Source organism: Curtobacterium sp. 18060 (assembly GCF_902706105.1).
Taxonomy (GTDB): Bacteria; Actinomycetota; Actinomycetes; order Actinomycetales; family Microbacteriaceae; genus Curtobacterium.
The window spans coordinates 71,035-94,444 of record NZ_CACSJV010000010.1 but is presented as its reverse complement, the minus strand read 5'-3'; the positions used below and the strand labels follow the sequence as shown (position 1 = coordinate 94,444).

Below are 23,410 nucleotides of genomic sequence, written 5' to 3'. Positions count from 1 at the left end.
TGTTCCGGTGGTCATAGCGAGAGGGAAACGCCCGGTCACATTCCGAACCCGGAAGCTAAGCCTCTCAGCGCCGATGGTACTGCAAGGGGGACCTTGTGGGAGAGTAGGACGCCGCCGGACTTAACGTTGCAACACCAGGGAACCCCTGACCAGCACTGGTCAGGGGTTTTCTGCGTTCACGGGGGCTCTCGAGCAGGGCGTGACGGTAGCATTGGCGGGTCATGACTGCGCCATTCACCACTGCTTCCGGGTCCGAGATCCGCGTCCGTTTCTGCCCGAGCCCGACGGGGACCCCGCACGTGGGGCTCATCCGCACGGCGCTCTTCAACTGGGCGTACGCACGCCACACCGGCGGCAAGCTCGTGTTCCGCATCGAGGACACCGACGCCGCGCGGGACAGCGAAGAGTCCTACCTGCAGATCCTCGACGGCCTGCGCTGGCTCCGGCTGGACTGGGACGAGGGCGTCGACGCCGGCGGTGAGCACGGACCGTACCGGCAGTCGGAGCGGACCGCGATCTACGACGACGTCATCGCGAAGCTCAAGGCGTCCGGGCACATCTACGAGTCCTTCGTCACGCCCGAGGAGATGGAGGCCCGCAACAAGGCTGCCGGGCGCGATCCGAAGCAGGGCTACGACAACCACGAGCGGGACCTGTCCGACGACGAGCGTCAGGCGTTCCGCGACCAGGGCCGCGAGCCGGCGCTGCGACTCCGGGTCCCGGACCGTGACCTGAGCTTCGACGACCTCGTCCGTGGCGAGATCACCTTCAAGCAGGGGACGTTCCCGGACTTCGTGGTCGTCCGGCCGAACGGCAAGCCGCTGTACACGTTCACGAACCCGGTGGACGACGCCCTGATGGGCATCACGCACGTCCTGCGCGGCGAGGACCTGCTGTCGTCGACCCCGCGGCAGATCGCCCTGTACGAGGCGCTGTACGAGATCGGGCTCGCACCGGCGATCCCGGTGTTCGGTCACCTGCCGTACGTCATGGGCGAGGGCAACAAGAAGCTCTCGAAGCGCGACCCCGAGGCGAACCTGTTCCACCACCGCGACGCCGGCATGATCCCCGAGGGGCTCGTCAACTACCTGGCCCTGCTGGGGTGGTCGATCGGCGCCGACCGCGACGTCTTCTCGATCGACGAGATGGTGGCGAGGTTCGACGTCACCGACGTCAACCCGAACCCGGCGCGCTTCGACCACAAGAAGGCCGAGGCGATCAACGGCGACCACATCCGGTTGCTCGAGCCGTCGGACTTCCGCTCCCGGCTCCTGCCGTACCTGACCGACCTCGTGGCCGACCCGCCGACCGCGGAGCAGACCGAGGTCCTGACGAAGGCGGCGCCGCTCGTCCAGGAGCGCATGCAGCTGCTCGGTGAGGCCCCGGCGATGCTCGGGTTCCTGTTCACCGCCGACGCCGACTTGGTGGTCGAGGACGACGCACTGGCATCGCTCAAGGGCGACACCGGCGCCGTGCTCACGGCCGGCATCGCGGCGCTCGAGCAGCTCGACGACTGGCGCACCGAGGCGATCGAGGGTGCCCTCCGCACGGCGCTCATCGACGACCTCGGGCTGAAGCCCCGGGTCGCCTTCGGTCCGCTGCGCGTGGGGGTGTCCGGACGCCGGATCAGCCCGCCGCTCTTCGAGTCGATGGAGATCCTCGGCAAGGAGTCCACCCTGACGCGGCTCCGCACCCTCGCGGCCCGCTGAACGGCGAACGATGAGCACCGCGGGAAGCGCTGCAGGACCCACCGACGCGCCGAGTACCCCGGTCGTCCACGACGTCGCGGTCATCGGCGCCGGGCCGGCCGGCTTGAGCGCTGCGCTCAACCTGGTGCGGGCGAAGCGCACGGTGCTCCTCGTCGACGCGAACCGGCCACGCAACGCCGCGACCCTGCGCTCGCACGGCTTCCTGACGCGTGACGGGATCTCCCCGCTCGAGCTCCGGAAGCTCGGTCGCGCCGAGGTCGAGGAGTACCCCGAGGCGACGATCGTGCAGGCCGTGGTCGACCTGGTGACCCCCGACGCCGACGGCTGGCGGCTGCACGGGACGTGGCGTGGTGCCGAGGTGGACGCGCGGGCGCGGTCCGTCGTCGTCGCCACGGGGCTGCGCGAGGAGTTCCCGGCACTGCCGATGCTCCGTGCGTTCTACGGCACCGCGGTGCACAGCTGCGTCGAGTGCGATGCGTACGAGAAGGCGGGGGAGCCCCTCGCCTTCATCTGCGAGACCGACGACGTCGTGGACCGGGCACTGCTCATCGCGGCGTGGGCCGACGACCTCATCGTGTACACGAACGGTGTCGCCCCGCTCGACGACGCGGGGCGAGCCCGACTGGCACGTGCCGGTGTCGTGGTCGACGAACGAGTGATCGAGGACCTCGAGGGCGACCGGACCGGCATGACCGGGGTCCGGTTGGTCGACGGCCACGTGGAACCGCGGACCGGCGGGTTCGTCCGGCCGACGTGGCACGCCGACCTCGACTGGCTGCGCGCCGACACGCCCGGTGCGCCGACGGCCCCGGAGCGCGATGCCCACGGACTCCTCGTCGTCGACCGGGTCGGTCGGACCACCGTTCCCGGGCTGTACGCCGTGGGGGACGTGACCCCTCCCGGGCCGGAGCAGCTCATCGTCGCCGCCGGGCACGGTGCCACGACGGCCGCGGCAGTGCACCGAGACCTCGTGGGTGGTCTCGTGGACCTCCGGGATGCTGTACAGTAGTTGATCGTGCCCCGGACAACGGGGACAGCAGGCCAGCAGGCCTTTTGGGGTATGGTGTAATTGGCAACACAGCGGTTTCTGGTACCGTCGTTCTTGGTTCGAGTCCAGGTACCCCAGCACTCGAAGAACAGCCCCCGGGATCCCCGGGGGCTGTTCTCGTCTCCGGACTCGTGCGCCGCCATCGCCTCCATCGGCGATCCACAGGCTCCGGACTGCGCATTCCGAGGTTGCGCGGAACCGCACGATGCTCCGCGCCCACCCGGGCCGCCCCCGGCTCTGGACCGTCCCCGTACGGGGGCCGAGCACGCTGGCGGAGGTGCACCGGGCCTCCCGGTCGGGTTGCGTGACCCCGCACCCCGCGCGACACGGCTCGTGGGCCGTACCGCGTCGGACGTACCGTCGCAGGACCGGCGCGGGACCCGCGGCGGCCCGCCGACGAGCATCCGAGGTGTCATCGTGACCTCCGCCGACCCGCTGACGACGACCGAGCACTGGACCCACCGCGCCGCGATCCCGCTGGCCGACGACCACTCCGTGCTGGACCGCTGGGACCGTGTGGTCGCGCTCCACGGCGACGCCGCTGCTCTTGCCGGGGACGGCCGTCCCTACACGTTCAGTGAGGCGGACCGGGCGGCGCGCGACCTCGCGTCGGTGCTCGGGGCCGAGCTCCGACCCGACGACCACAGTGGTGCCGGCGTCGGCGCCGTGGCCGGTGGGGCATCGAAGCCGGTCGGCGTCATGGCCGGCCAGACCACCGAGGCCGTCGTCGCGATCCTGGCGCTCGTCCGCGCGGGGCGCACCGTGGTGGTGCTCGACGAGCACCTGCCAGCCGTGCGACTCGGGCACGTCGCGCAGCTCGCGGGGGTCGACGAGATCGTGGCGCACGCCGCGCGCGCCGACCTGGCGGCGACCGTCGTCGCCGACCGGGACGGCCGGGTGCACGCACTCGACGAGCTGATCGAACGACGCGGCGAGACCGCGGGCAACGAGACCGCGGGCAGCGAGACAGCCGGCGGCGAGACCGAGCGCAGCGAAACGCAGACGGACACAGCGGCCGACGCGCCCGGCACCCGCCCGGGCGGCCACGACGCGTTCGCGATCGTGTTCACCTCCGGCTCGACGGGCATGCCGAAGGGTGTCGTCCTGACGCACCGGCAGCAGCTCGCGAACGCCGAGCAGGACGCCGTCGCCCTCGGCACCGGACCCGGTGACCGCCTCGGCGTGGTCCTGCCGCTGTCGTTCGCCGCCGGTCTGCTGTTCTCGTTCGACACCCTGCTGAACGGCGGCAGCGTCGTGCTCCTCGAACCCCGCGAGCTCGGGGTCGAACGCCTGCTCGCACGGTTCGCCGACGGGGGCGTGAACGTCCTCGTCTGCACCCCGCACCTGCTGCGCTCGATCGTCGGCTCGCAGACGGCACCCGGGGCGCAGGCGTCCGGGGCGGGCCCCGCGCTCGGCGGCCTCCGCTTCCTGATGACCACCGGCGAGGCGGTGACCGGTGCCGACATCGCCGCCGCCCGACCGCACCTCGACCCGACGACCCTGCTGCTGAACGCCTTCGGGTCGAGCGAGACCGGCTGCGTGGCCTACTGCCCCGTGGAGCCCGGTGCCCCGGTGCCCGAGGGCGTCGTGCCCGCTGGGTGGCCGCTGCCCGGCAAGCAGGTGCTCGTGCTGCGCGAGGACGGCAGCCCCGCCGACCCGGGGGAGACCGGCGAACTCGTCATCGTCTCCCAGGGCCTGACCGCCGGGTACTGGGGTGCCCCGGAGAAGACCGCCGAGCGCGCCGGACGCACCGACGACGGCACGCCGACGTGGCGGCAGGGCGACCTGGCCCGGATCGAGCCGGACGGCCGGCTCGTGCTGCTCGGACGCTCCGACGACGCCGTCAAGGTCCGCGGGTACCTCGTGGAACCGAGCGAGGTCGAGGCGGCGCTCCGCGCGATCCCCGAGGTGCACGACGCCGTCGTCACCGCGCAGGTCGACCCGCCCGCCGTCACCCGCCTCGTCGCGTACGTCGTCGGCCGTCCGGGCCAGCGCACACCGGCGCCCGCGGCCCTGCGCCTGGCCCTGCGGGACCGCCTGCCGGAGTACATGGTGCCGGCGTCGATCGTGCCGATGACCGAGCTGCCGCGGAACGAGCGCGGCAAGGTCGACCGGGCCGAGCTGCCGGGTGCGCCGAGCATCGAGACCGAGATGGTCGAGGGCGAGTACGACCAGTGGGAGCTCGTGGTCGGGCAGATCTGGGCCGAGGCGCTGGGCCTGCGCGGCGTCCACCTCGACGAGGACTTCTCGGCCCTCGGCGGGGACTCGTTGTCGGCGGAGGAGATGCTCGCGCTCGTGCAGAGCCGTCTCGGCATCGACCTGCGATCGTCGGACGTCCTGCAGCACCCCACGCTCCGGGCGTTCGCCCGACGGGTGCGGAGCGGCACGACGGCGCTGCCGAGCCACCCCGACGTCGTCAAGGTGTCCGGCGCGCGCGAGTCCGGCCGCCCGCCGGTGTTCTGCTTCGCCGGCGGTGGAGCGCTCGCCCTGACGTTCCTGCCGTTGTCCCGCTACCTGCCCGAGCACGACGTGTACGCGTTCCAGCAGCACGGCCTCGAGCGTCGGGGCATGCCGGACTGGAGCGTCCAGGCCAGCGCCCGCCGGTACGTCGCCCTGATGCGCATCGTGCAGCCGCGCGGACCGTACCTGCTGGTCGGCCACTCGCTCGGCGGGCTGATCGCGCTCGAGATCGCCCGGCTGCTCACCGAGAGCGGCGAGCAGGTCGAGCACGTCGCGCTGCTGGACACCTACCTGCCGCGGACCGGGGCCGAGGGGGTCCGGAAGCACTTCGGACGGCTCGAGCCCCGCGAACACCGCAACCCCGCCGTCCGTGTCGTCGGCCAGCGCCTCGCCGGGGCCGTCCGGCGGGTCATGCCGTCCGGCATGTCGTGGGGCGAGCACGTCGCGAAGCGCGCGCGGGCCTACAGCGCTGGTGTGCTGCGGCACGGCGGGCAGAAGGACTTCGACGCCTTCTTCGACCAGGCCGAGCTCGTCACCCGGCGGCACCACCCGACGCCGTTCCACGGACGGGCGACGTACGTGCTCGCCGATGCGAACCCGGACGCGACCGGCTGGTCCGCGCTGCTGCGCGGGCGGACCGAGACCGTGCGGATCGCGGCCGAGCACAGCTCGCTGCTGCGGGAACCGCACGTGGCCGACCTCGCGACGGCGCTGCGTGCGGCGTTCGCGACGGAGGGCGCGGCCCGGAACTGAGCGGCTGCGCGCATCGAGTGAGCAGAAGACGTCGCCTCCGCGGTCCGGAGGCGACGTCTTCTGCTCACCGGGTGCGGTGGTCGCGACCAGGAAGCGGACGGGAGGCGCGGGGCGGGCTGGCACCGCGCCTCCCGTCACGTCTGCCCCTGCGTCCACGGCACGCGGCCGGCGCGGTGTTGCGGGTTTCCGTATCCGCGGCCGAGTGTCCGCAATGGACCGCACCGCGCATTGACCGCCTGCCAGCCCGCGACGATGGTTGGACACGCGGGGGAGAGTACCCACTCACCTGCGAAGCCGGCGGCGTCGTACCCGCGTCCCGCTGCTCGACCGACGACGGTCACCGTCGTCGATGCGTCATCCGAGGACGCGCCGCTCGTCACACGAGCCACAACCCGACAGCAACCCTGACCCGACAGGACCGCGCCCATGCCCGCACGTACCGTTCGCCCTGCAGACCCGAGGGTCTCCGTCGTCATCCCGGCGCGGAACGAGGCCCGAAACCTCGAGATCATCCTGCCGAAGCTCCCGCCGGTGTACGAGGTGATCCTGGTCGACGGCAACTCCGTCGACGACACCATCGCCACCGCGCAGCGCGTGATGCCCGACATCCGCGTCGTGCACCAGACCCGCAAGGGCAAGGGCAACGCCCTCGCCTGCGGGTTCGAGGCCGTCACCGGCGACGTCGTCGTCATGTTCGACGCCGACTGCTCCGCCGACCCGGACGAGATCCCGCGCTTCGTGCAGGCGCTCGTCGAGGGCGCCGACGTCGCGAAGGGCACCCGCTACTCGCTCGGCGGCGGCAGTGACGACATCACGATCGTCCGCAACCTGGGCAACCGTGGCCTGAACATGCTCTGCAACATCATCCTCGGCACCCGCTACAGCGACCTCTGCTACGGCTACAACGCCTTCTGGGCCGACGTCCTGCCGGAGATCGGCCTGCTGTCCTCCGAGCTGCCGAAGCCGTCCGACGGCTCGATGCTCTGGGGCGACGGGTTCGAGATCGAGACCGTGCTCACCTGCCGCTGGTCGGCCGCCGAGCTCGCGATCACCGAGGTCCCCAGCCACGAGAAGCTCCGCGTGCACGGCTCGAGCAACCTGAACGCCGTGACCGACGGCATCCGGGTGCTGAAGTCGATCATGCACGAGCGTCGTCGCGCAGCGATCGGCCGCTCCGAGGTCCGTCGCGCCGCGATGAGCGTCGTGGCGCCGGCCGAGCAGCTGGCCGCCGTGCCGCACGCCGCCGCACCGCACGCTCCGGTCCACGCGGCCGGGCATGCCCCGCTCGGCGCGCACGCCCCGCACGGCGCCCCCGTCGCGGCCGTCGCCAGCCTCGAGGAGGAAGTCGCGTGACGACCGTCGCGGTCGTCATCTGCGCCTACACCCAGCAGCGCTGGGGCGACCTGCAGGACAGCGTCGAGTCCGCCAAGCGCCAGCCCGAGGCCCCCGAGGTCGTCGTCGTGATCGACCACGAACCCGAGCTCCTCGCCCGCGCCGCGGCGCGCTGGCCCGAGCTCCGCGTCGTCCCGAACACCGAGGACCGCGGCCTGTCCGGTGCCCGCAACACGGGCGTCGCCCTCACCGACGCCGACGTCGTCGCGTTCCTGGACGACGACGCGACCGCCGACCCGGACTGGCTCGGCCACATGCTCACCGCCCTCGAGGACCCGGACGTCGTCGGCGTCGGCGGCCGGGCCACACCGTCCTGGCCCACCGCCACCGGTGCCGGCCCGTACGCCGACGAACTCCTCTGGATCGTCGGCTGCTCCTACCGCGGCCTGCCCGAGACCCCCGGCGACGTGCGCAACGTCATCGGCTCGAGCATGGCGTTCCGCCGTGACGCGATCATGCTCGCCGGCGGGTTCCGCTCCGGCATCGGCCGCGTCGGCAACCAGCCGCTCGGCTGCGAGGAGACCGAACTCTGCATCCGCATCGCCCAGGCCCGTCCGGGTGCGCGCATCCGCCACGAACCGCGCTCGAACGTCTCGCACCGGGTCTCCCCGGACCGCGTGACGATGCGCTACCTGCGCCGTCGCAGCTACTACGAGGGCATCTCGAAGGCCGTCCTGAGCCGTCGCGTCGGCACGGGTGACTCGCTCGCCAGCGAGTCGACGTACCTGACGAAGGTCATCCCCGGAGCGGTGTTGCGCGAACTGCGCCACATCGGTCGTGGCGGTGCCCTGCGTGCCTTCGCGATCGTGCTCTCCGTCGCGTCGACCGTCACGGGCTACGCCGTCGGTCGTGTCCTCGGCGGCGTCGTCGTCCGCACCCCGGCGGCCGCCCCCGTCCCCCAGCCGGTGGGGACGCGGTGACCCGCGCGACCCTGGCGATGGTCATCTCGCCGATCGTGACCGGGCCGCTGTCCCCGACGTGGGACGGCGCCCTGTGGGTCGGCGAGGTCGACCGCGCCGACGTGCACGCGTCCAGCCACCGTGACGTGGTCGCACTCGAGGGTGCCGCGGGCTACCGGCGCGCTCGACTGCTCGTCCGCGACCACGGCGAGCCGCTCGGCTTCGTCGAGGCGGACATCACCGAGCGTCGCCGCATCGGCGGGACCATCGACGTCCGCACCCTCCAGCGCGCGATCCGGCCGATGCCGGTGCCCGAGCGTCGGCCGGCAGCAGGTCTGGTGCTGCCGTCCGTCACCGTGGTGCTCTGCACGGACGGGGCCGCTGGCACCACCATGCGGTCGGTGCTCGCCAACGAGTACCCCGACTTCGACGTCGTCGTCGTCTCGCACGGCGCCGACGACAGCGGCACCGCGACGGTCGAGATCGGCGGGCGAAGCGTCACCACGATCGCCGCGCCGACCGGTGGCCTCGCCGCCGCCCGCAACGCCGGACTCCTCGCCGCGAGCGGCGAGGTCGTCGCGTTCGTTGCCGAAGGCGCCGTCGTGGACGGTGACTGGGTCGCCGCGTTGGCCACCGCCTTCGCCGCGGACCCCGACGTCGCCTGCGTCACCGGGCTCGTCCCCAGCGCCGAACTGCGCACCCCCGCGCAGCGCTGGCACGACGACCGCACCGCAGCTGGCCGCACCGTCCGCCGTCGGGTGTTCCGCCTCGACGACACCGACGACGCGCCCCCGCACCACCCCTTCGCCGCCGCTGCCTACGGCACCGGTGACAACCTCGCCGTGCACCGCGCGACCGCGCTCCGGATCGGCGGCTTCGACACCGCCTTCGGACCGGGCACCCGCGTCGGTGCCGGCGACGACCTCGACCTCTTCACACGACTGCTGTTCGCCGGATCCGCGATCGCCGTCGAACCGGCCGCCATCGCGTGGCAGCGATCGGCGGACGACGTCGCGTCGCTCCGCGCCGCTGCAGCCGCGCACGGCCACGGACTCGGAGCCTGGATGACCAAGAACGCCATCGACCGCGAGTCGCTCACCGCATCGGTGGACGCAGCGCCCGAGGCGCTCAGCGCCTTCGCACGACTCGGCCTCGAGCAGGGCGACCGTGCGACGGACATCGCCGGCGACCAGCCCGGTGACGCGGACCGCGTGCCCGACGCGGTCGACGCCGAGTTCGCCGCCACCCAGCGGCGGCTGCGCGGGGTCGAGCAGCGCTCGGTCCTGACGGCGCCGTTCCTGGCGCTCGTCGAACGACTGCGTGGTGGTGGCACGATCGACCGGAACGCCCGCGGTCGCCACGAGCTCCGGCACGGTCTGGCCTCGGCCGGTCCCGCCCGCCCGCTCGCGGTGGACGCGATGAGCCCGATCGCACGACTCACCGCAGCGGCGATCGTCGTCCTGACGCTCCTCGTCGCCGGGGTCGCCGCGATCGCCGGACTCCCGGTACTGCGGGGGAGTGCGATCGGCGTGTACCTGTTCGCGCTGCTCGGCGTCGCACCCCTGCTGCTCGTCCGCCCGATGCCGCTGGCACGCTTCAGCGTCTTCGCGGTCACGGCGTCGCTCGTCGGCACGATCGGCATCGGCTACACGATGGCGACGTTCCAGCTCTGGAACCCCACGGCGCCGTTCGTCGGGGTCGTCGTGCTCACCGCCGTCGCCCTCGCGATCGCCGTGCCACGTGACGTCGCCGAACTGCAGCGCGCCCGCCTCGAGCCGGCCGCCGAGGGCGCCACGGCCCGTCGCTGGACCACCACCCACACCGTCACCGCCGGCTCGGTCGTCGGCCTGCTCGTCATCGTCGTCGCCGCGCTCGCGCACATCGGCGACCCGGTGCCGGACGGGCTGTTCGGGTCGCTCGGCCCGGCCCTGGTCATCGGACTGGCGCTCGTCGTCGCCGCTGCCGTCGTCGCCCTGGTGCGCGGTCGCGGACTCGCGATCCCGGTCGTCGTGCTCGGCGGGTCGATCCAGCTCGCACAGGCCATCACCTACGGCATGCCCACCGTGATGGCGGCCGCTCGCCACATCGGCGTGCTCGAGTACATCCGCCGCTGGGGTTCGACGAACCCGGCCGCCGACATCTTCCAGACGTGGTCCGGCCTGTTCGCCGGCGGCGCCTGGGTCGCGGACGTCGGCGGGATCGACAACGCGATGACCATCGCCGCGTGGGTCCCCGTCCTGCTGGCCTTCAGCACGACGATCGCCGTCGGGGTCCTGGCCGCCAACTGGCTGCCGGGCAACCGTCGCCCCTGGATCGCCGCGTTCCTGACCGCGATGACCGGCTCGCTCAACACGACGTACTTCTCGCCGCAGTCGGTGGGCATCCTGATGTCCCTGGTGATCCTCGTGCTGGCCGTCGGCCCGCTGCGACGCACCGCGGTGACCGCCGCCGACGGCGTCCGCTCGACGATCCTGCGGGCCCGCCGCGTCGGCCTGTCCCGGATCATCGCCATCACGCTGATCGGCATCGTGCTGGTCGTCACCCACCAGATCTCGCCGTACCTGACGGTCGCCGCACTCGTGACGCTCATCGTGTTCCGACTGCTCCGCCCCTGGTGGCTGCCCGTCGTGGTGCTCGTCCCCGCCGTCGGCTTCGCCCTGCTGAACGACGACATCCTCGGCAAGTTCCTGTCCCTGGGAGCCGTCGGCAAGGTGCTCGACAACGTGCAGCCGCCGTCGCACGACATGACGGTCCTGCCGAAGCCGCTCGTCACACGGCTCGCGTTCGACATCCCCGCGGCGGCCCTCGTGGTCCTCGGCCTCGTCGCCGTGATCACCGTGCTGATGCGCCGCGACCGCGTGCACTGGGGACTGCTGGCCACGGCAGCGAGCCCGATCTCGCTGCTCGTCGCGACGAACTACGGCCAGGAGGGCATCTTCCGCGTCGTGCTGTTCGCGACACCGTGGATCGCGATCCTGGCGGCGGGGCTCCCGATGCCCAGCGGCCGGCTGGCTCCCGTCGGTCGACTCGTCACCCGTGCGGTGCAGCCCACGGCGGTCAAGGTCGTCGTCGCTGCGGCCGCGGTCGCCGCGATGGTCGGCATCGGCGCGTTCGGTCAGACCGCCCTCGACTGGAACCGCGTCCCGACGCGCAGCCAGTCGGCGGCGACGCAGTTCTACGACGCGACCGCGCCGAAGGGCTCCATGATGCTGCTGACCGGTTCGGCGAACGCCGTCCCGAGCAACACCGGCGCACGCTACTTCGACGTCGGGGCGTTGTCCCGCGAGGTCCTCGGGGCGTACCCGGAGCCGGAGGGCTACGACGCCGAGGCCGACGTGTCCACGATGACCCGCCAGCTCGTCCTGGACTGGCCGGCGACGAAGTACTACGCACTGGTCGCCGAGCCCTTCGGCGCCTACGACGAGCGGTACGGGTACCAGACCGACGCCGACTACCAGGAGCTCGCGGCCGCGATGGCCGACTCGCCCTACTGGAAGCGCGTCTTCGGCTCCGGCACCACCGCCGTCTACGAACTGACCCCGGCTGGGCTGGCGCATGCGACGAACTGAGGAACGCACGGCCCGGGCCTCCCGGCGGACGTGGCGCACGCGCGCCGCGTCCGCCGCGGCGGTCCTGGGGGTCCTGGCGGTCGTCGTCGCCGTCATCGCCGGACCCGGCGGTGCGATGTCCGCCGACGCACGAGGTCGGAAGACACCGCCGCCGAGCACGCCGACCAGTACGCCGACGCCCACACCGACGCCGACGCCCAGCAGCACACCGACGGGTGGCACGGCCGCCGCGAACGCCGACTGCAGCGCCGGCCGGGTCCTCACGATGGTGGCGCACGCCGACGACGACCTGCTGTTCTCCGGAACCGAGCTCCGCGCCGACATCGACGCCGGCAAGTGCGTCCGCTCGGTCATCGTCACCGCCGGTGACGCCGGCAAGCCCGCCTGGTACTGGCAGTCCCGCGAGAACGGGTTGATGGCGTCGTACGCGTCGATCGCCGGCGTCTCGTCGAACTGGACCGCCGGGCAGCTCTCGGTCGCCGGCCACACGCTGCGCACGGCGACCCTGGCGACGGCCCCGCGGCTCAGCCTGGTGTTCCTCGAGCTGCCGGACGGCAACATCGACGGCTCCGGCTTCGCGGCCACGGGCGGCGAGAGCCTGGAGAAGCTCTACGAGGGTCAGATCTCCACGATCCACACCGTCGCCGGGGCAGCCCAACCGACCTCCTTCTCGCTGACCGACCTGCGCGCGACGTTCTCCGGGCTCGTCACCGGGTACGCGCCGACCGAGATCCACACGCTCGACCACGGCGGCACGTACGGCGACGGCGACCACAGCGACCACCACACCGTCGCGTACCTCGCCGACCAGGCGCAGTCCGCCTACACGGCGACGCACACGTTCACGGGCTACCTCGGGTACCCGATCGCGGACCGCCCGTCGAACCTGAGCTCCGCGCAGACGGCCGCGAAGGCCGCCGCCTTCTTCGCCTACGCCGCGTACGACGGTGAGACCTGTGGTTCCACCTCCGCCTGCGCGTCGCGCCCGGAGGGCTCCTGGCTGAGCCGGCAGTACGCCGTCGGCTCGTCGGCCCAGCCCCCGACGGACCCGCCGACCTCGCAGGGCACCGACGTCACCGCCGGCGCGACCGTCACCGCGAGCGCCGAGAACCCGGCCGACGGTCAGACCGCCGTGAAGGCCGTCGACGGCGTCGTGAGCGGCTACCCGGACGCCCCGACGGCCGAGTGGGCGGCGCCCGGTGGCCGAGCGGGCACGTGGATCCAGCTGAACTGGTCCGCGGGAACCACCCTGCAGGAGATCGACCTGGCCGACCGGCCGAACAGCGACGACCAGGTGACCGGCGGCACGCTGACGTTCTCCGACGGCACCAGCGTCGCCGTCCCGTCGCTCGACAACGGGGGAGCCGTGCAGCGTGTCGCGTTCAGCGCCCGCCAGGTCACCTGGGTGCGGTTCACGGTCGGTTCCGTGAGCAGCACGACCCGGAACGTCGGCCTCGCCGAGATCCGGGCGTTCCGGCCGGCGGACACCACGCCGACGCCCACCCCGACGCCGACGCCGACGCCGACGCCGACCCCGACGCCGACGCCGACGCCGACGCTGTCGGACGTCACCGGGTCGGCCACCCCGACCGCCGCGTGGGACGACCAGTCCACCGGGCAGACCGTCGCGAAGGCCGTCGACGGCCTCGTGTCGGGCTACCCCGACAACCCGACGGCCGAGTGGGTCGCCCCGTGGGGCCGGACCGGGGTGTGGATCCAGCTGGACTGGGCCGCCTCGCAGCACCTCGGTCGGATCGTCCTGAACGACCGCCCGAACAGCTCGGACCAGGTCACCAGCGGCACCCTGACGTTCTCGGACGGCAGCCAGGTCGCGGTGGGCACCCTGCCGAACGGCGGCGACGCCCTGACGGTCGACTTCACCCCGCGTGACGTCACCTGGGTGCGGTTCACGGTGACGGGCGTCTCGAACAGCACCGGCAACGTCGGACTCTCCGAGATCCGCGCGTGGACGACCGGGTGACCGACGAGCAGGGTGACGGCCAGGAGGCCCGCCCCACGTGGTCGGAACACGTCGCCGACGACGCGGCATCCGCCCACGGCGCCCCACCGGCACACGGTCGCGGCCTGTCCCGGCACCGACCGCCGCGGCGCCCCGGCACCCGCCGGACCGCGCTCGCGGCCGGCGCCCTGCTCGTGGCTGCCGGCATCGTCGCCGGCACCACGACCGCGACCACGACGGCGAACGGTGACGACGTGACCCTCGACGACCCGAGCGGCGTCTCGATGCCGAGCTCCGAGCCCGAGGGGTGGACCCGGGTGTTCGGCGAGGACTTCGCCGACGCCGCCACGAACCGGACCTTCGAGTCCCGGTACTCGGACCGGTTCGTCGCGTACCACGGGTTCGCCGACACCGCGGGGACGGGGCGCTACCAGGCGTCCACCCTGTCGACGCACGACGGCGTGCTCGACGTGCGCCTGCGGACCACGCGCGCCGGGGTGCCGCTGGCGGGCGGTGTCGTGCCGCTCGTCGACGGCGAGTGGGGCGGGCAGACCGCCGGCCGGTACAGCATCCGGATGCGCAGCGACGAGGTCGACGGCTACGGCGTCGCCGTGCTGCTGTGGAGCGACGAGAACCTGTGGTCGGACGGTGAGATCGACTTCCCCGAGGGAGCGCTCGGTGCGCCCGCCTGGCTGAACGTGCACTGCCTGGCCGACCCCGCCGAGAAGTGCATCCACCAGCAGACCGAGGCGTCGCTGAAGGACTGGCACACGTACACGATCGAGTGGACCGCCGACCGGATGTCGTTCTTGGTCGACGACGAGGTCGTCGGCACGACCACGGAGAACATCCCGACCGCTCGGATGCACCTCGTGGTGCAGGCCGGGTCGAACGACGGGAACCCACCGGCGGACGCCGTCGGGTCGCTCCTCATCGACTGGATGACGATCGACGTGCCGGCGGACGGTGCCGCGCCGAGCGCGTCGCTGCCGGACGACACCGCGACGACGGACCCGAACGACTGAGCGGTGCCGACGTCGTCGTCGGCACCGCTCGGTCGTCATCGTCCGTCAGTGCTTCGCGTGCGCACCGAGCGCCCGGAGCAGCGCCGCGACGTGCCGCTCCCGGCCGTAGCGGTCCCGCACCCAGGCGCGGCACCGGTCCGCGAGTCCCGGTTCGGTCCCGGCCGCGTGCAGCGCCTCGAGGACCTTGTCGGCCAGCGCGGCGGTCTCGGTGGGGTCGACGGTGAACCGCGTCCACTCGCCGCTGAGGATCTCGGCGGTGCCGCCCGACGCCGCCGCGACGACGGGGCGTCCGGTGGACATCGCCTCGACGACCACGCGGCCGAACCCCTCGGGCTCGATGGAGGGTGCCACCACGACGTCGGCGGCGTGCAGCAGGGGGACGACGTCGTCGCGCTCGGGCACCACGACGACGGATCCCTCGGGCAACGCGGCGATCGCGCGGTGCACGGCGGGGGCGTCCTGTGGGTACAGCGCACCCGCCAGGACGAGCACCGGAGCCGGGGCGGGCGGTGTGCCGGGCCCGACGAGGACGCGGGCCGACGCGTGGACGCGACCCCACGCCTCCAGGAGGGCCAGGACGCCCTTCGACCGCGTGAGCCGCCCGTAGTAGAGCACCACGGGGCGGTCCTGGTCGAGGCCGAGCGCAGCGCGTGCTCGGCGTGTGCTCGCCGGCGTGGCGGCGGGGAACGCCGCGGTGTCGACGCCGTTCGGGACCACGTCGACGCGGTCCGGCGGGGCACCGACGGCGGTCCACGCACGGGCCATCGCCGCCGAGACCGCGAGGTACCGGGTCCGGCCGCCGGCGAACGGGCCGAGCCGACGGTAGTTCGGGGCGTGGTGCAGGTGCACGGCCAGGGGGACGCCGGACACGAAGGACACGACGCGGCCCCACGGCAGGAACTCCGGACGGTTCAGCCACAGCACGTCCGGGCGTGAGCGGCGGAGGCGCAGGCCCTCACGGACGAAGCGGAACACGTCCGTCGGGGCGGTCCGGATGCCGAAGCGGTAGTCGCGGGCGTGCCGCAGTCGGACACCGAGCCGGTCGAACACCGCGCGGCCCTCGTCCGGGTCGCCGTCCGGACCGGCGCGGTGCCACACCTCGACGTCGTGGCCGGCCGCGACGAGCTCGCCGACGTCCTCGACGACGCATCGTTCGACACCGCCGGTGATGGCGAGTCCGTTGGTGGCGACGACGACACGCAGCGGACGGGGGGTGGAACGGGTCATGCGGATCCTCCGCGAGCGAGTTTCAGGCGGCGGAAGAACCAGGGCAGACACGCGGCGACGCCGACGATGCGCACGATGTTCCATGCCAGGTCCTGCGGCGGGAGGAGCGAGGCCGCGGCGACGACGATCGCGATCGCGATGGCGAGCAGCACTCGGCGTCGGGGGCCGCGCCACTCACGGCGGTCCGGCAGGGACGCCTGCTGCAGTGCGGCGAGGATGGCGTAGGCGATGACCGTGGCGATGCCCGCGCCGACGATGCCGGTCAGGGGCACCAGCACCAGGTTCGCGGCGATGTTCACGACACCGGCGACGGCGCCGATGACGCCGACCGTCACGCCGCGGCGCTCGACCAGCAGGAGCCGGCCGGTCGCACCGCTCGCGACCACCGGGAACGCGGTCAGGGCGACCACGAAGACGACGACGGTGAGGGAGTCGACCCGGTACGACGCCGGGGCCAGGATCGGCAGCGCCACGGGCGACACGAGGGTGACGGCGACGAGCACGGGGGCGAGGAGCATGTAGAGCTCGTCCCGGGCGTGCATGGCGAGCCGGCGGCGGGCCACGGCGTCGCGGAGGGCGGCGAAGTGCGGCGCCCAGGCCTGGTTCGTGAAGGTCAGCAGCAGGATGACCGCGGAGCCGACGACGTAGGCGATCTGGTAGCGGGCGACCTCGTCGGCACCGAGCAGACGCTGCACGACGAGCCGGTCACCGGCGTTCAGGACGAAGTACGACAGGCTGCCGAGCGCGATCGGGACACCGAGCTTGAACGCCCGGACCGTGGTGCGGTGGTCGAAGAGCCCGCGGAACCGCGGCTTCGTGGCGATGATGCCGATGACCATCGCGGCACCCTGCGCCACGACCCCACCCCACGCGTACGTGGTCGCGTCAGCGTGCACGGCGGCGAGGAGCCCGAGACCGATGATCGACCCGCCGACGGACGACAGCAGGCTCGTCACGGCGAACACGCGGATGCGGTCCTGGGCGACGAGCAGCGCGAGGGACAGCTGCACGATCGCGGCGGGCCCGGTCCAGAGCACGGCGACCAGCAGCAGGGGGTGCTGGTCGACGAAGCCCGCGGCGTCGCCCCAGAGCGGGATCGACACCAGGGCGAACACGGTGACGGTGACCGCGGTGACCATGCCGACGAACATCAGGCCCCGGGCACGCCGGTCGTCGCCGTCCTCGGCGCGCTGCAGCACCGACGCCTGGTCGATGCCGCAGACGGCCACGACCACCAGGGCCTGGTACAGCGCGATCGCCGAGGCCAGCACGCCGAACTCGGCCGGTGGCATCAGGTGCGCGAGCACGGGGGAGATCAGCGAGCTCACGACGAGCTGCATCGACCAGACGACCACGTACAGCAGGCCCCGGCCGAACAGGACGGACGAGCCGCGTGCGACGGCGATCGAGTCCGTGTCGGTGGACAGCGCGCCGGGGGCCGCAGGCTGCACGGACGCCTCGAGCTCGTCGTCGTCGGGCTGTGCCGCCAGCGCAGCCGCCTCGGCCGCACGCGCCTCGCGTCGGGTCTGGGGGACGGTCACTGCGCCACCACCACCGGCTGGTCGTCGGCGGACGTGCGGAGCCCGAAGGTCGCGTCGACCACGTCGAGCAGGTCGGTGCTCCGGGACGTCGAGAACTTCCGGGCGAACACGTACGGGGTCGACTGGTCAGCCGCGGTACGACGCTCCAGCACCCGGCCGGCGTCCTCGATCCCGAGCCACGGCGGGCTCTTCTGCTTCGTGCCGTCCCACCCGATCCACCAGAGCGGCTGCCCCGCGTGGGCGTCCGCGAAGTCCGGGGTGAACGCCGGGGTCAGCAGGACCGACGGCACGAAGGTCTCGTCGCCGATCCACACCCGCTCCCAGAACGCCACCAGGTCGGGGCGCCCGTCGAACACGTCGACGACCCCCTGCGCGTGGTGCCGGGCCAGGACCTTGAGCTGCGAGCCGCCGCCGAACACGACGTCACGCGGGACCCGACGGGGGACCGGCAGACGCAGCATGTGCTTCCGCCACGCCCAGTGCCGGAACCGCACGCGCGACCGACCGCCGTCGCGACCCCACGCGGGGTGCGGGAGCGGCTTCGCCTCGACGAACGACCGCCCGGGGTTCGCCGTCAGGAGCGCCGAGATCTCGTCGGCGTCGGCCAACGGGTAGTCGCTGCCGGTCAGCAGCGCCACGTGCGTGGCGTCGGTCTGCGCCAGGGCAGCACGGTAGCCGGCGACCTCGGCCGCGACGTTCTCCCACTTCGCCCACCCGGTGCGCATCCGCGGCAGCACGTGCACCCGTTCGGGCAGGCCAGCGGTCATCGCCTCGAAGACGTCGTCGTCGGTGCTCGCGTCGCAGTGCAGGAACACCGGGAACGGGTCGAGCGCCGCCACGAGCCGACGGACGTGCGTCGGGTCCTCGTGGGCGAGGACGATGCACGCGAGTGGCGTGGGAGTGATGGCCATGTCCGCGACGCTAAGCGGGCCCGGCAGCACCGACAAGGGAGGTCGGGACCACCTGCGGGGGAACGGCGGTTTCCCGCAGGCGCCCCCCGATCGAGGGGGGTCGCGAGGGGGATCGCGCGAGGGGGATCTCGTCAGCGGGCGCGGCGGAACTTCGGGCAGTCGCAGAGCGCGCAGTCCGTGCCCGGACGGTAGTGCTCGTGTGCCGCCTGGGCGTGCCCGCACGTGCCGCACGCGGCGTCGTCGGCATCGAGGTGCACCACGACGAGGTCGGACGCGTCGGGGTCCGGAACCAGGTGCAACGTCGGGCGTGGACGCCTGGTCAGGCCGAGCCGGTCCATCGTTCGGGCCAGCGGCATGCGTCCTCCTCGTGTCCGGCGGGGACCGGGGTCGCACCGGCGGGTCGACCGGCGTCTCCCGCGAGTCTAGTGGCGGCAAACCGCAGCCTCCCCGCATCCTCCGAGCATCGCGGTTGACCCCCTGTCGACGCGCGCGGAGCATTGCCACGTCCACCCGACCAGACCGGCCCGACGGGACGAACATGACCGACCACACCACCACCGCGGAACGAGCCCTCACGCTCGACCCCGCGATGCCCTCGCCCGACGCCCCCACCTGGGTCGGAGCTGCCTGGGTCGGCGCCGTCGACCGGTCGGCGGCGCTCGCCGCCGACACCGTGCACCTCGCCGGCGCCGGCGGCTTCCGCCGCGCCCGCCTCATGGTGCGCGACGGCCGCGACGTCGCGGGGTTCGTCGACGTGCGCGTCGACGACCGCGGGGCGGTGGACCCGGCCGAGCTGGGACCGGCCCTGCGTCGGTTGCCGGCCCCGGGCCTCCCGGTCGACGCCCCCGCGGACGGCGCACGCGTCTCCGTCGTCATCGGCACCCGTGAGCGGCCCGTGGCCCTCGCCCGCGCCGTGCGCTCCGTCCTCGACTCCGCGTACGACGACTTCGAGCTGTTCGTCGTCGACAACGCCCCCGTCACCAGCGGCACCCGCGACGTCGTGGCCGCCGTCGACGACCCGCGCGTGCACTACGTCCTCGAGGCACGTGCCGGCGTCTCCCGGGCCCGCAACGCCGGACTCGCCCGCGCCACCGGCGGCATCGTCGCGTTCATCGACGACGACGTCGTCGTCGACCGCCACTGGATGGCCGCCATCGCCGCCGCCTACGAGCGCGACGCCGACGTCTGGTGCGTCACCGGACTCGTCCCCAGCGGCGAGCTCCGCACCCCCACACAGCGCTTCTTCGACGAGCGGGTGACCTGGGCGCGGAACCTCGAGCGCCGGGTGTACCGCACGTCCGCCCCGCCCGTCGACGAGCCCCTGTTCCCCTTCACCGTCGGCGCGTTCGGCACGGGCGCGAACATGTCCGTGCGCCGCGACGCCGTCCGCCAGCTCGGCGGCTTCGACGTCGCCCTCGGCCCCGGCACCCGCGCCCGAGCCGGTGAGGACCCCGACCTGTTCACCCGCGTCCTGCTCGCCGGTGGGGCGCTCGCCGTGGAGCCCTCGGCCGTCGTCTGGCACGAGCACCGCAAGGACCGCGCCGCGTTGCGCTCGCAGGCGATCGGCTACGGCACCGGGCTCGGCGCCTGGGTGACGAAGCTCGTGCTGCGGCCCTCGACGGCGTTCGCGGTGCTGCGGCGTGCGGCCGGCGCGCTCCGCCGGCTCGGCGCGCTCGGGCAGGGTGCCGACGAGCGCCCCGTCGACGCGAGCGGCGGCTGGCCCGTCGACGCCGAGTTCACCGAGGCGACGCGCGGGCTCAAGCGCGCCGAGCTGACGGCGGCGCTGGGCGGGCCGTGGCGGTACGTGGCCGGGCGGCTGACCGCGCGCTGAGGCGCGGGGCGCCGGGCGCGGCTGGGCGGAGTCGCCGCACCCGGTTTGCGACAGAGCACGCGTCGATCGACGCGTGCTCTGTCGCGTTCCGCGTGCGCGTCGGAACAGACGGGAGGCCCGTGGCGACACTGCCACGGGCCTCCCGTCCGTCACGCTGCGCGACTACGGCCGGAAGCGGCCGGCCTCGACGTCGCGCCAGCGGCGTCGGCTGCGGAACCAGGCGGCCGGGCCGGCGGGGAACCCGCGCAGCTCGTGGTACGCCAGGGTCTTCGGGATGCGCGTGGTCGAGGCGTCGTTGGTGACCTCGGTCGCGGCGTCCCGGCGTCCGGCCAGGCGGGAGAGCATCTGCTTCGACTTGACCTTCGCAGCGAGCGGCATCAGGCGTGCGAGGACGGCGACGTGCCGTTTGTCCTTCGCGGCGAGCGCGAACATCAGCGCGGTGAAGCCGACGCCGTTGCCGTGCAGCTGCTTGTGCAGGTCCTCGATGGTCTGGCGGTGCCGATGGTGCACGACCGCGCGGGGCTCGAAGCCGATCTTCCCACCGCGCCACAGCGTCTCGATGAACATCGCCAGGTCCTCGCCACCACGGGCGGGGGAGCCGGCGCCGAGGGTGTGGTCGAAGCCGCCGACGGCCTCGATCAGGGTGCGACGGTAGGCCATGTTCGCGCCGGCGCCGTACGCGCCGATGCCGTAGACGGCGAAGTGCTTGAGGACCTCGCCGGACGGGGTGACCGCCGAGACGCGGGCGTGCCGCATGGTGCCCTGCACGTCGTCCGGGACGATCGTCACGGGCGAGAAGGTGCGCTCGGCGCTGAACCCGCCGTAGTACGCCTCGTACCAGATCTGGGCGGGGGTGGTGAGCTCGCTCGGCAGGATGACGCCGGTGACGGCGTCCAGGTCGGGCTCGCTGACGAACCGGGACCCGATGGCGCGGAGCCACTGCGGGTCGACGCGGACGTCGTCGTCGGTGAAGGCGATGACGTCGCCGGTCGCGGCGGCGACACCGGCGTTCCGTCCGGCGGACAGACCGGGGCGGCGTTCCTCGACGAGGCGGACGTTCCGCCCGGCGAGCATCGCGGGCAGCGCGTCGCCGGCGGGGACGCGGACGCGGTTGTCGACGAGGATGACCTCGTGCCGCGGGTAGTCGAGGTGCTCGAGGACGTCGAGCAGCTTGCCGAGGTCCTCGACGCGGTCGACGATCGTGGACACGACGACCGAGATGGTCGGCAGGTCGTCGTCGGACACCGCGGGGACCTCGGCCAGGACGGTCTCCTGCAGCGCCTCGAGGGCGCGGGCCGCGTCGGCGGGGTCGTCGGTGAGCAGCACGTCGAGGGTGCCGGTGGGGTGGCCGCCGCGGTAGCCGATCACCATGGCGGACTCGCCGGTCTCGTCGGCGACGAGACGGGGGAGCGGGGCGTCGAGGTCGACGCCGATGACACGGCGCGGTGCGGGCACGGTGTCGGCGGGGTGGAGGGTGGCCATGTCGTGGACGCTACGTGGGGCCGTGGGTGCGGACAACGGCGCGGGACCCCAGTGGCGGGGTTCATGCGGAGTTCCGCAGTGGCGCGCAGGGGTCCCTCGAACGAGGGTGAGCGCTCACCCAGGAAGTCTCCGGGACTTCCAAGGTCACGCTCAGGTCACGGAACCGATGCAACCGGTTGCGGAACCCCTGCGGCGGGCGTAGCTTCCTCCACCAGCAGGCAGCGGCGCCTGCTCCAGGGCAGTGTCGTCGAACCCGATCGATGCCCCCTGGTGATCTCAATGAGGAGACAACGCTGTGAAGACAACACGCTCCAGGGTGCGGTTCGCATCCGTTGCCGGGGTCGCCGTCATCGGCCTCGTGCTCACCGGCTGCTCGAGCGGGAGCTCCGGCGCCGGTTCAGACGACGCCAAGAGCGGCCAGGACAGCCGCGGGCCCATCACGTACGTGCAGGGCAAGGACAACTCGAACGTCGTCCGCCCGCTGATCGCGAAGTGGAACAAGGCCCACCCCGACGAGAAGGTCACCTTCAAGGAGCAGTCCGACCAGGCCGACCAGCAGCACGACGACCTCGTGCAGCACTTCCAGGCGAAGGACGCGAACTACGACGTCGTCGACGTGGACGTCGTCTGGACCGCCGAGTTCGCCGCGAAGAGCTGGCTGACGCCGCTGACCGGTGACATGAAGATCGACACCTCGAAGCTGCTGCCGGCCACGGTGAAGACCGCGACCTACAACGACACCCTCTACGCCGCCCCGCAGACCTCGGACGGCGCACTGCTCTACTACCGCAAGGACCTCGTCAAGACGCCTCCGACCACGTGGAAGGAGATGATGGCCGACTGCCAGATCGCGAAGGACAAGGGCATCGGCTGCTACGCCGGGCAGTTCGCAAAGTACGAGGGCCTGACGGTGAACGCCTCCGAGGCGATCAACGGCTCCGGTGGTTCGGTGCTCAGCAAGAGCGGGGACCCGGACGTCGACACCTCGGACGCCAAGGCCGGCCTGCAGAACCTGGTCGACGCGTTCAAGGACGGGAACATCCCGGCCGAGGCGATCACGTACCAGGAGGAGCAGGGCCGCACGGCGTTCGAAGCCGGCAAGCTGCTGTTCCTGCGCAACTGGCCGTACGTCTACAACCTGGCGAAGACCGACGGGTCGAGCAAGGTCAAGGACACGTTCGGCATCGCGCCCATCCCGGGTGCAGACGGCACCGGCGCCTCGACGCTCGGCGGCCACAACGCCGCGATCAGCGTGTACTCGAAGCACAAGGCGACGGCGCACGACTTCCTCGAGTTCCTCATCTCGAACGACACGCAGAAGTTCTTCGCAACGCAGGGTTCGCTCGCCCCGGTCGTCGGTGACCTCTACACCGACTCCGAGCTGACGGCGAAGCTGCCGTACCTGCCGACCCTGCTCAAGTCGATCGAGTCGGCGGAGCCGCGGCCGGTCACGCCGTTCTACCCGGCGGTGACGAAGGCGATCCAGGACAACACCTACGCGGCGCTCAAGGGATCGAAGTCGGTCGACGAAGCCATGAAGGACATGCAGGACGCCCTCAAGGCGGCGACCAGCAGCTAGCGACACGCGGCTCACGCCGCATCG

At 72.8% G+C, this 23,410-nt stretch carries 15 protein-coding genes, 1 tRNA gene and 1 rRNA gene; 12 read left to right on the top strand and 5 right to left on the bottom strand.

The genetic code is table 11. The annotated features are described in order from the left end of the window. The first annotated feature begins 3 nt into the window (after positions 1-3). The 10 genes from rrf (at position 4) to GVL05_RS07615 (ending at position 14,815) form a co-directional block, all read left to right on the top strand. Positions 4-120, top strand: a 5S ribosomal RNA gene (rrf, locus tag GVL05_RS07660). Between the two features lie 101 nt (positions 121-221). Beyond that, the gene (gltX, locus tag GVL05_RS07655; RefSeq protein ID WP_159572614.1) at positions 222-1,709 is read left to right on the top strand and encodes a glutamate--tRNA ligase; all 1,488 of its coding nucleotides are present in this window, start codon (positions 222-224) and stop codon (positions 1,707-1,709) included. A gap of 10 nt (positions 1,710-1,719) precedes the next feature. Continuing rightward, on the top strand, positions 1,720-2,718 hold the full coding sequence (locus GVL05_RS07650; protein ID WP_159572612.1) for an NAD(P)/FAD-dependent oxidoreductase: 999 nt from the start codon (positions 1,720-1,722) through the stop codon (positions 2,716-2,718). Between the two features lie 45 nt (positions 2,719-2,763). Next, a tRNA-Gln gene (locus GVL05_RS07645) sits at positions 2,764-2,835 on the top strand. Between the two features lie 339 nt (positions 2,836-3,174). Beyond that, positions 3,175-5,970 (top strand): alpha/beta fold hydrolase, encoded by a 2,796-nt coding sequence (locus tag GVL05_RS07640; protein ID WP_159572610.1) that lies wholly within the window; start codon positions 3,175-3,177, stop codon positions 5,968-5,970. Positions 5,971-6,396: 426 nt separating this feature from the next. After that, positions 6,397-7,323, top strand: a complete 927-nt coding sequence (locus GVL05_RS07635; protein ID WP_159572608.1) for a glycosyltransferase family 2 protein — start codon at positions 6,397-6,399, stop codon at positions 7,321-7,323. Beyond that, entirely contained in the window at positions 7,320-8,282 is a 963-nt protein-coding gene (locus GVL05_RS07630) for a glycosyltransferase family 2 protein (protein WP_123294830.1), read from the top strand. The genes GVL05_RS07635 and GVL05_RS07630 overlap by 4 nt, the downstream gene beginning before the upstream one ends. Beyond that, positions 8,279-11,830: a glycosyltransferase gene (locus GVL05_RS07625; RefSeq protein WP_159572606.1), complete on the top strand. Its 3,552-nt coding sequence runs from the start codon at positions 8,279-8,281 to the stop codon at positions 11,828-11,830. Before GVL05_RS07630 ends, GVL05_RS07625 begins: the two co-directional genes overlap by 4 nt. After that, a complete protein-coding gene (locus GVL05_RS07620; RefSeq protein WP_159572604.1) occupies positions 11,817-13,811 on the top strand; it encodes a PIG-L family deacetylase in 1,995 nt (664 codons plus the stop codon). The genes GVL05_RS07625 and GVL05_RS07620 overlap by 14 nt, the downstream gene beginning before the upstream one ends. Continuing rightward, a complete protein-coding gene (locus GVL05_RS07615) occupies positions 13,808-14,815 on the top strand; it encodes a glycoside hydrolase family 16 protein (protein ID WP_235035898.1) in 1,008 nt (335 codons plus the stop codon). Before GVL05_RS07620 ends, GVL05_RS07615 begins: the two co-directional genes overlap by 4 nt. A 45-nt stretch (positions 14,816-14,860) precedes the next feature. Here the strand turns inward: GVL05_RS07615 and GVL05_RS07610 are convergent, their stop codons facing one another. The 4 genes from GVL05_RS07610 to GVL05_RS07595 all read right to left on the bottom strand — a co-directional run bounded on the left by GVL05_RS07610 (position 14,861) and on the right by GVL05_RS07595 (position 18,850). Further along, positions 14,861-16,042 carry a glycosyltransferase family 4 protein gene (locus GVL05_RS07610; RefSeq protein WP_159572600.1) on the bottom strand — a complete coding sequence of 394 codons (1,182 nt, stop codon included), beginning with the start codon at positions 16,040-16,042 and terminating at the stop codon, positions 14,861-14,863. Continuing rightward, complete coding sequence (locus tag GVL05_RS07605) at positions 16,039-17,583, bottom strand: lipopolysaccharide biosynthesis protein (RefSeq protein ID WP_159572598.1); 1,545 nt, start codon at positions 17,581-17,583, stop codon at positions 16,039-16,041. The genes GVL05_RS07610 and GVL05_RS07605 overlap by 4 nt, the downstream gene beginning before the upstream one ends. After that, positions 17,580-18,494, bottom strand: a complete 915-nt coding sequence (locus GVL05_RS07600) for a beta-1,6-N-acetylglucosaminyltransferase (protein WP_159572596.1) — start codon at positions 18,492-18,494, stop codon at positions 17,580-17,582. Before GVL05_RS07600 ends, GVL05_RS07605 begins: the two co-directional genes overlap by 4 nt. A gap of 131 nt (positions 18,495-18,625) precedes the next feature. Beyond that, a complete protein-coding gene (locus GVL05_RS07595; protein ID WP_159572594.1) occupies positions 18,626-18,850 on the bottom strand; it encodes a hypothetical protein in 225 nt (74 codons plus the stop codon). Positions 18,851-19,032: 182 nt separating this feature from the next. Between GVL05_RS07595 and GVL05_RS07590 the strand changes: the two genes are divergently transcribed. Further along, entirely contained in the window at positions 19,033-20,325 is a 1,293-nt protein-coding gene (locus tag GVL05_RS07590; RefSeq protein WP_159572592.1) for a glycosyltransferase family 2 protein, read from the top strand. Positions 20,326-20,487: 162 nt separating this feature from the next. Here GVL05_RS07590 and GVL05_RS07585 read toward each other — a convergent pair whose 3' ends face one another. Further along, the gene (locus GVL05_RS07585) at positions 20,488-21,807 is read right to left on the bottom strand and encodes a glycosyltransferase (protein WP_159572590.1); all 1,320 of its coding nucleotides are present in this window, start codon (positions 21,805-21,807) and stop codon (positions 20,488-20,490) included. Positions 21,808-22,102: 295 nt separating this feature from the next. On the opposite strand from GVL05_RS07585, the gene GVL05_RS07580 reads away from it, so the two are divergent. Beyond that, positions 22,103-23,386 (top strand): ABC transporter substrate-binding protein, encoded by a 1,284-nt coding sequence (locus GVL05_RS07580; protein ID WP_123294821.1) that lies wholly within the window; start codon positions 22,103-22,105, stop codon positions 23,384-23,386. Positions 23,387-23,410: the final 24 nt, after the last annotated feature.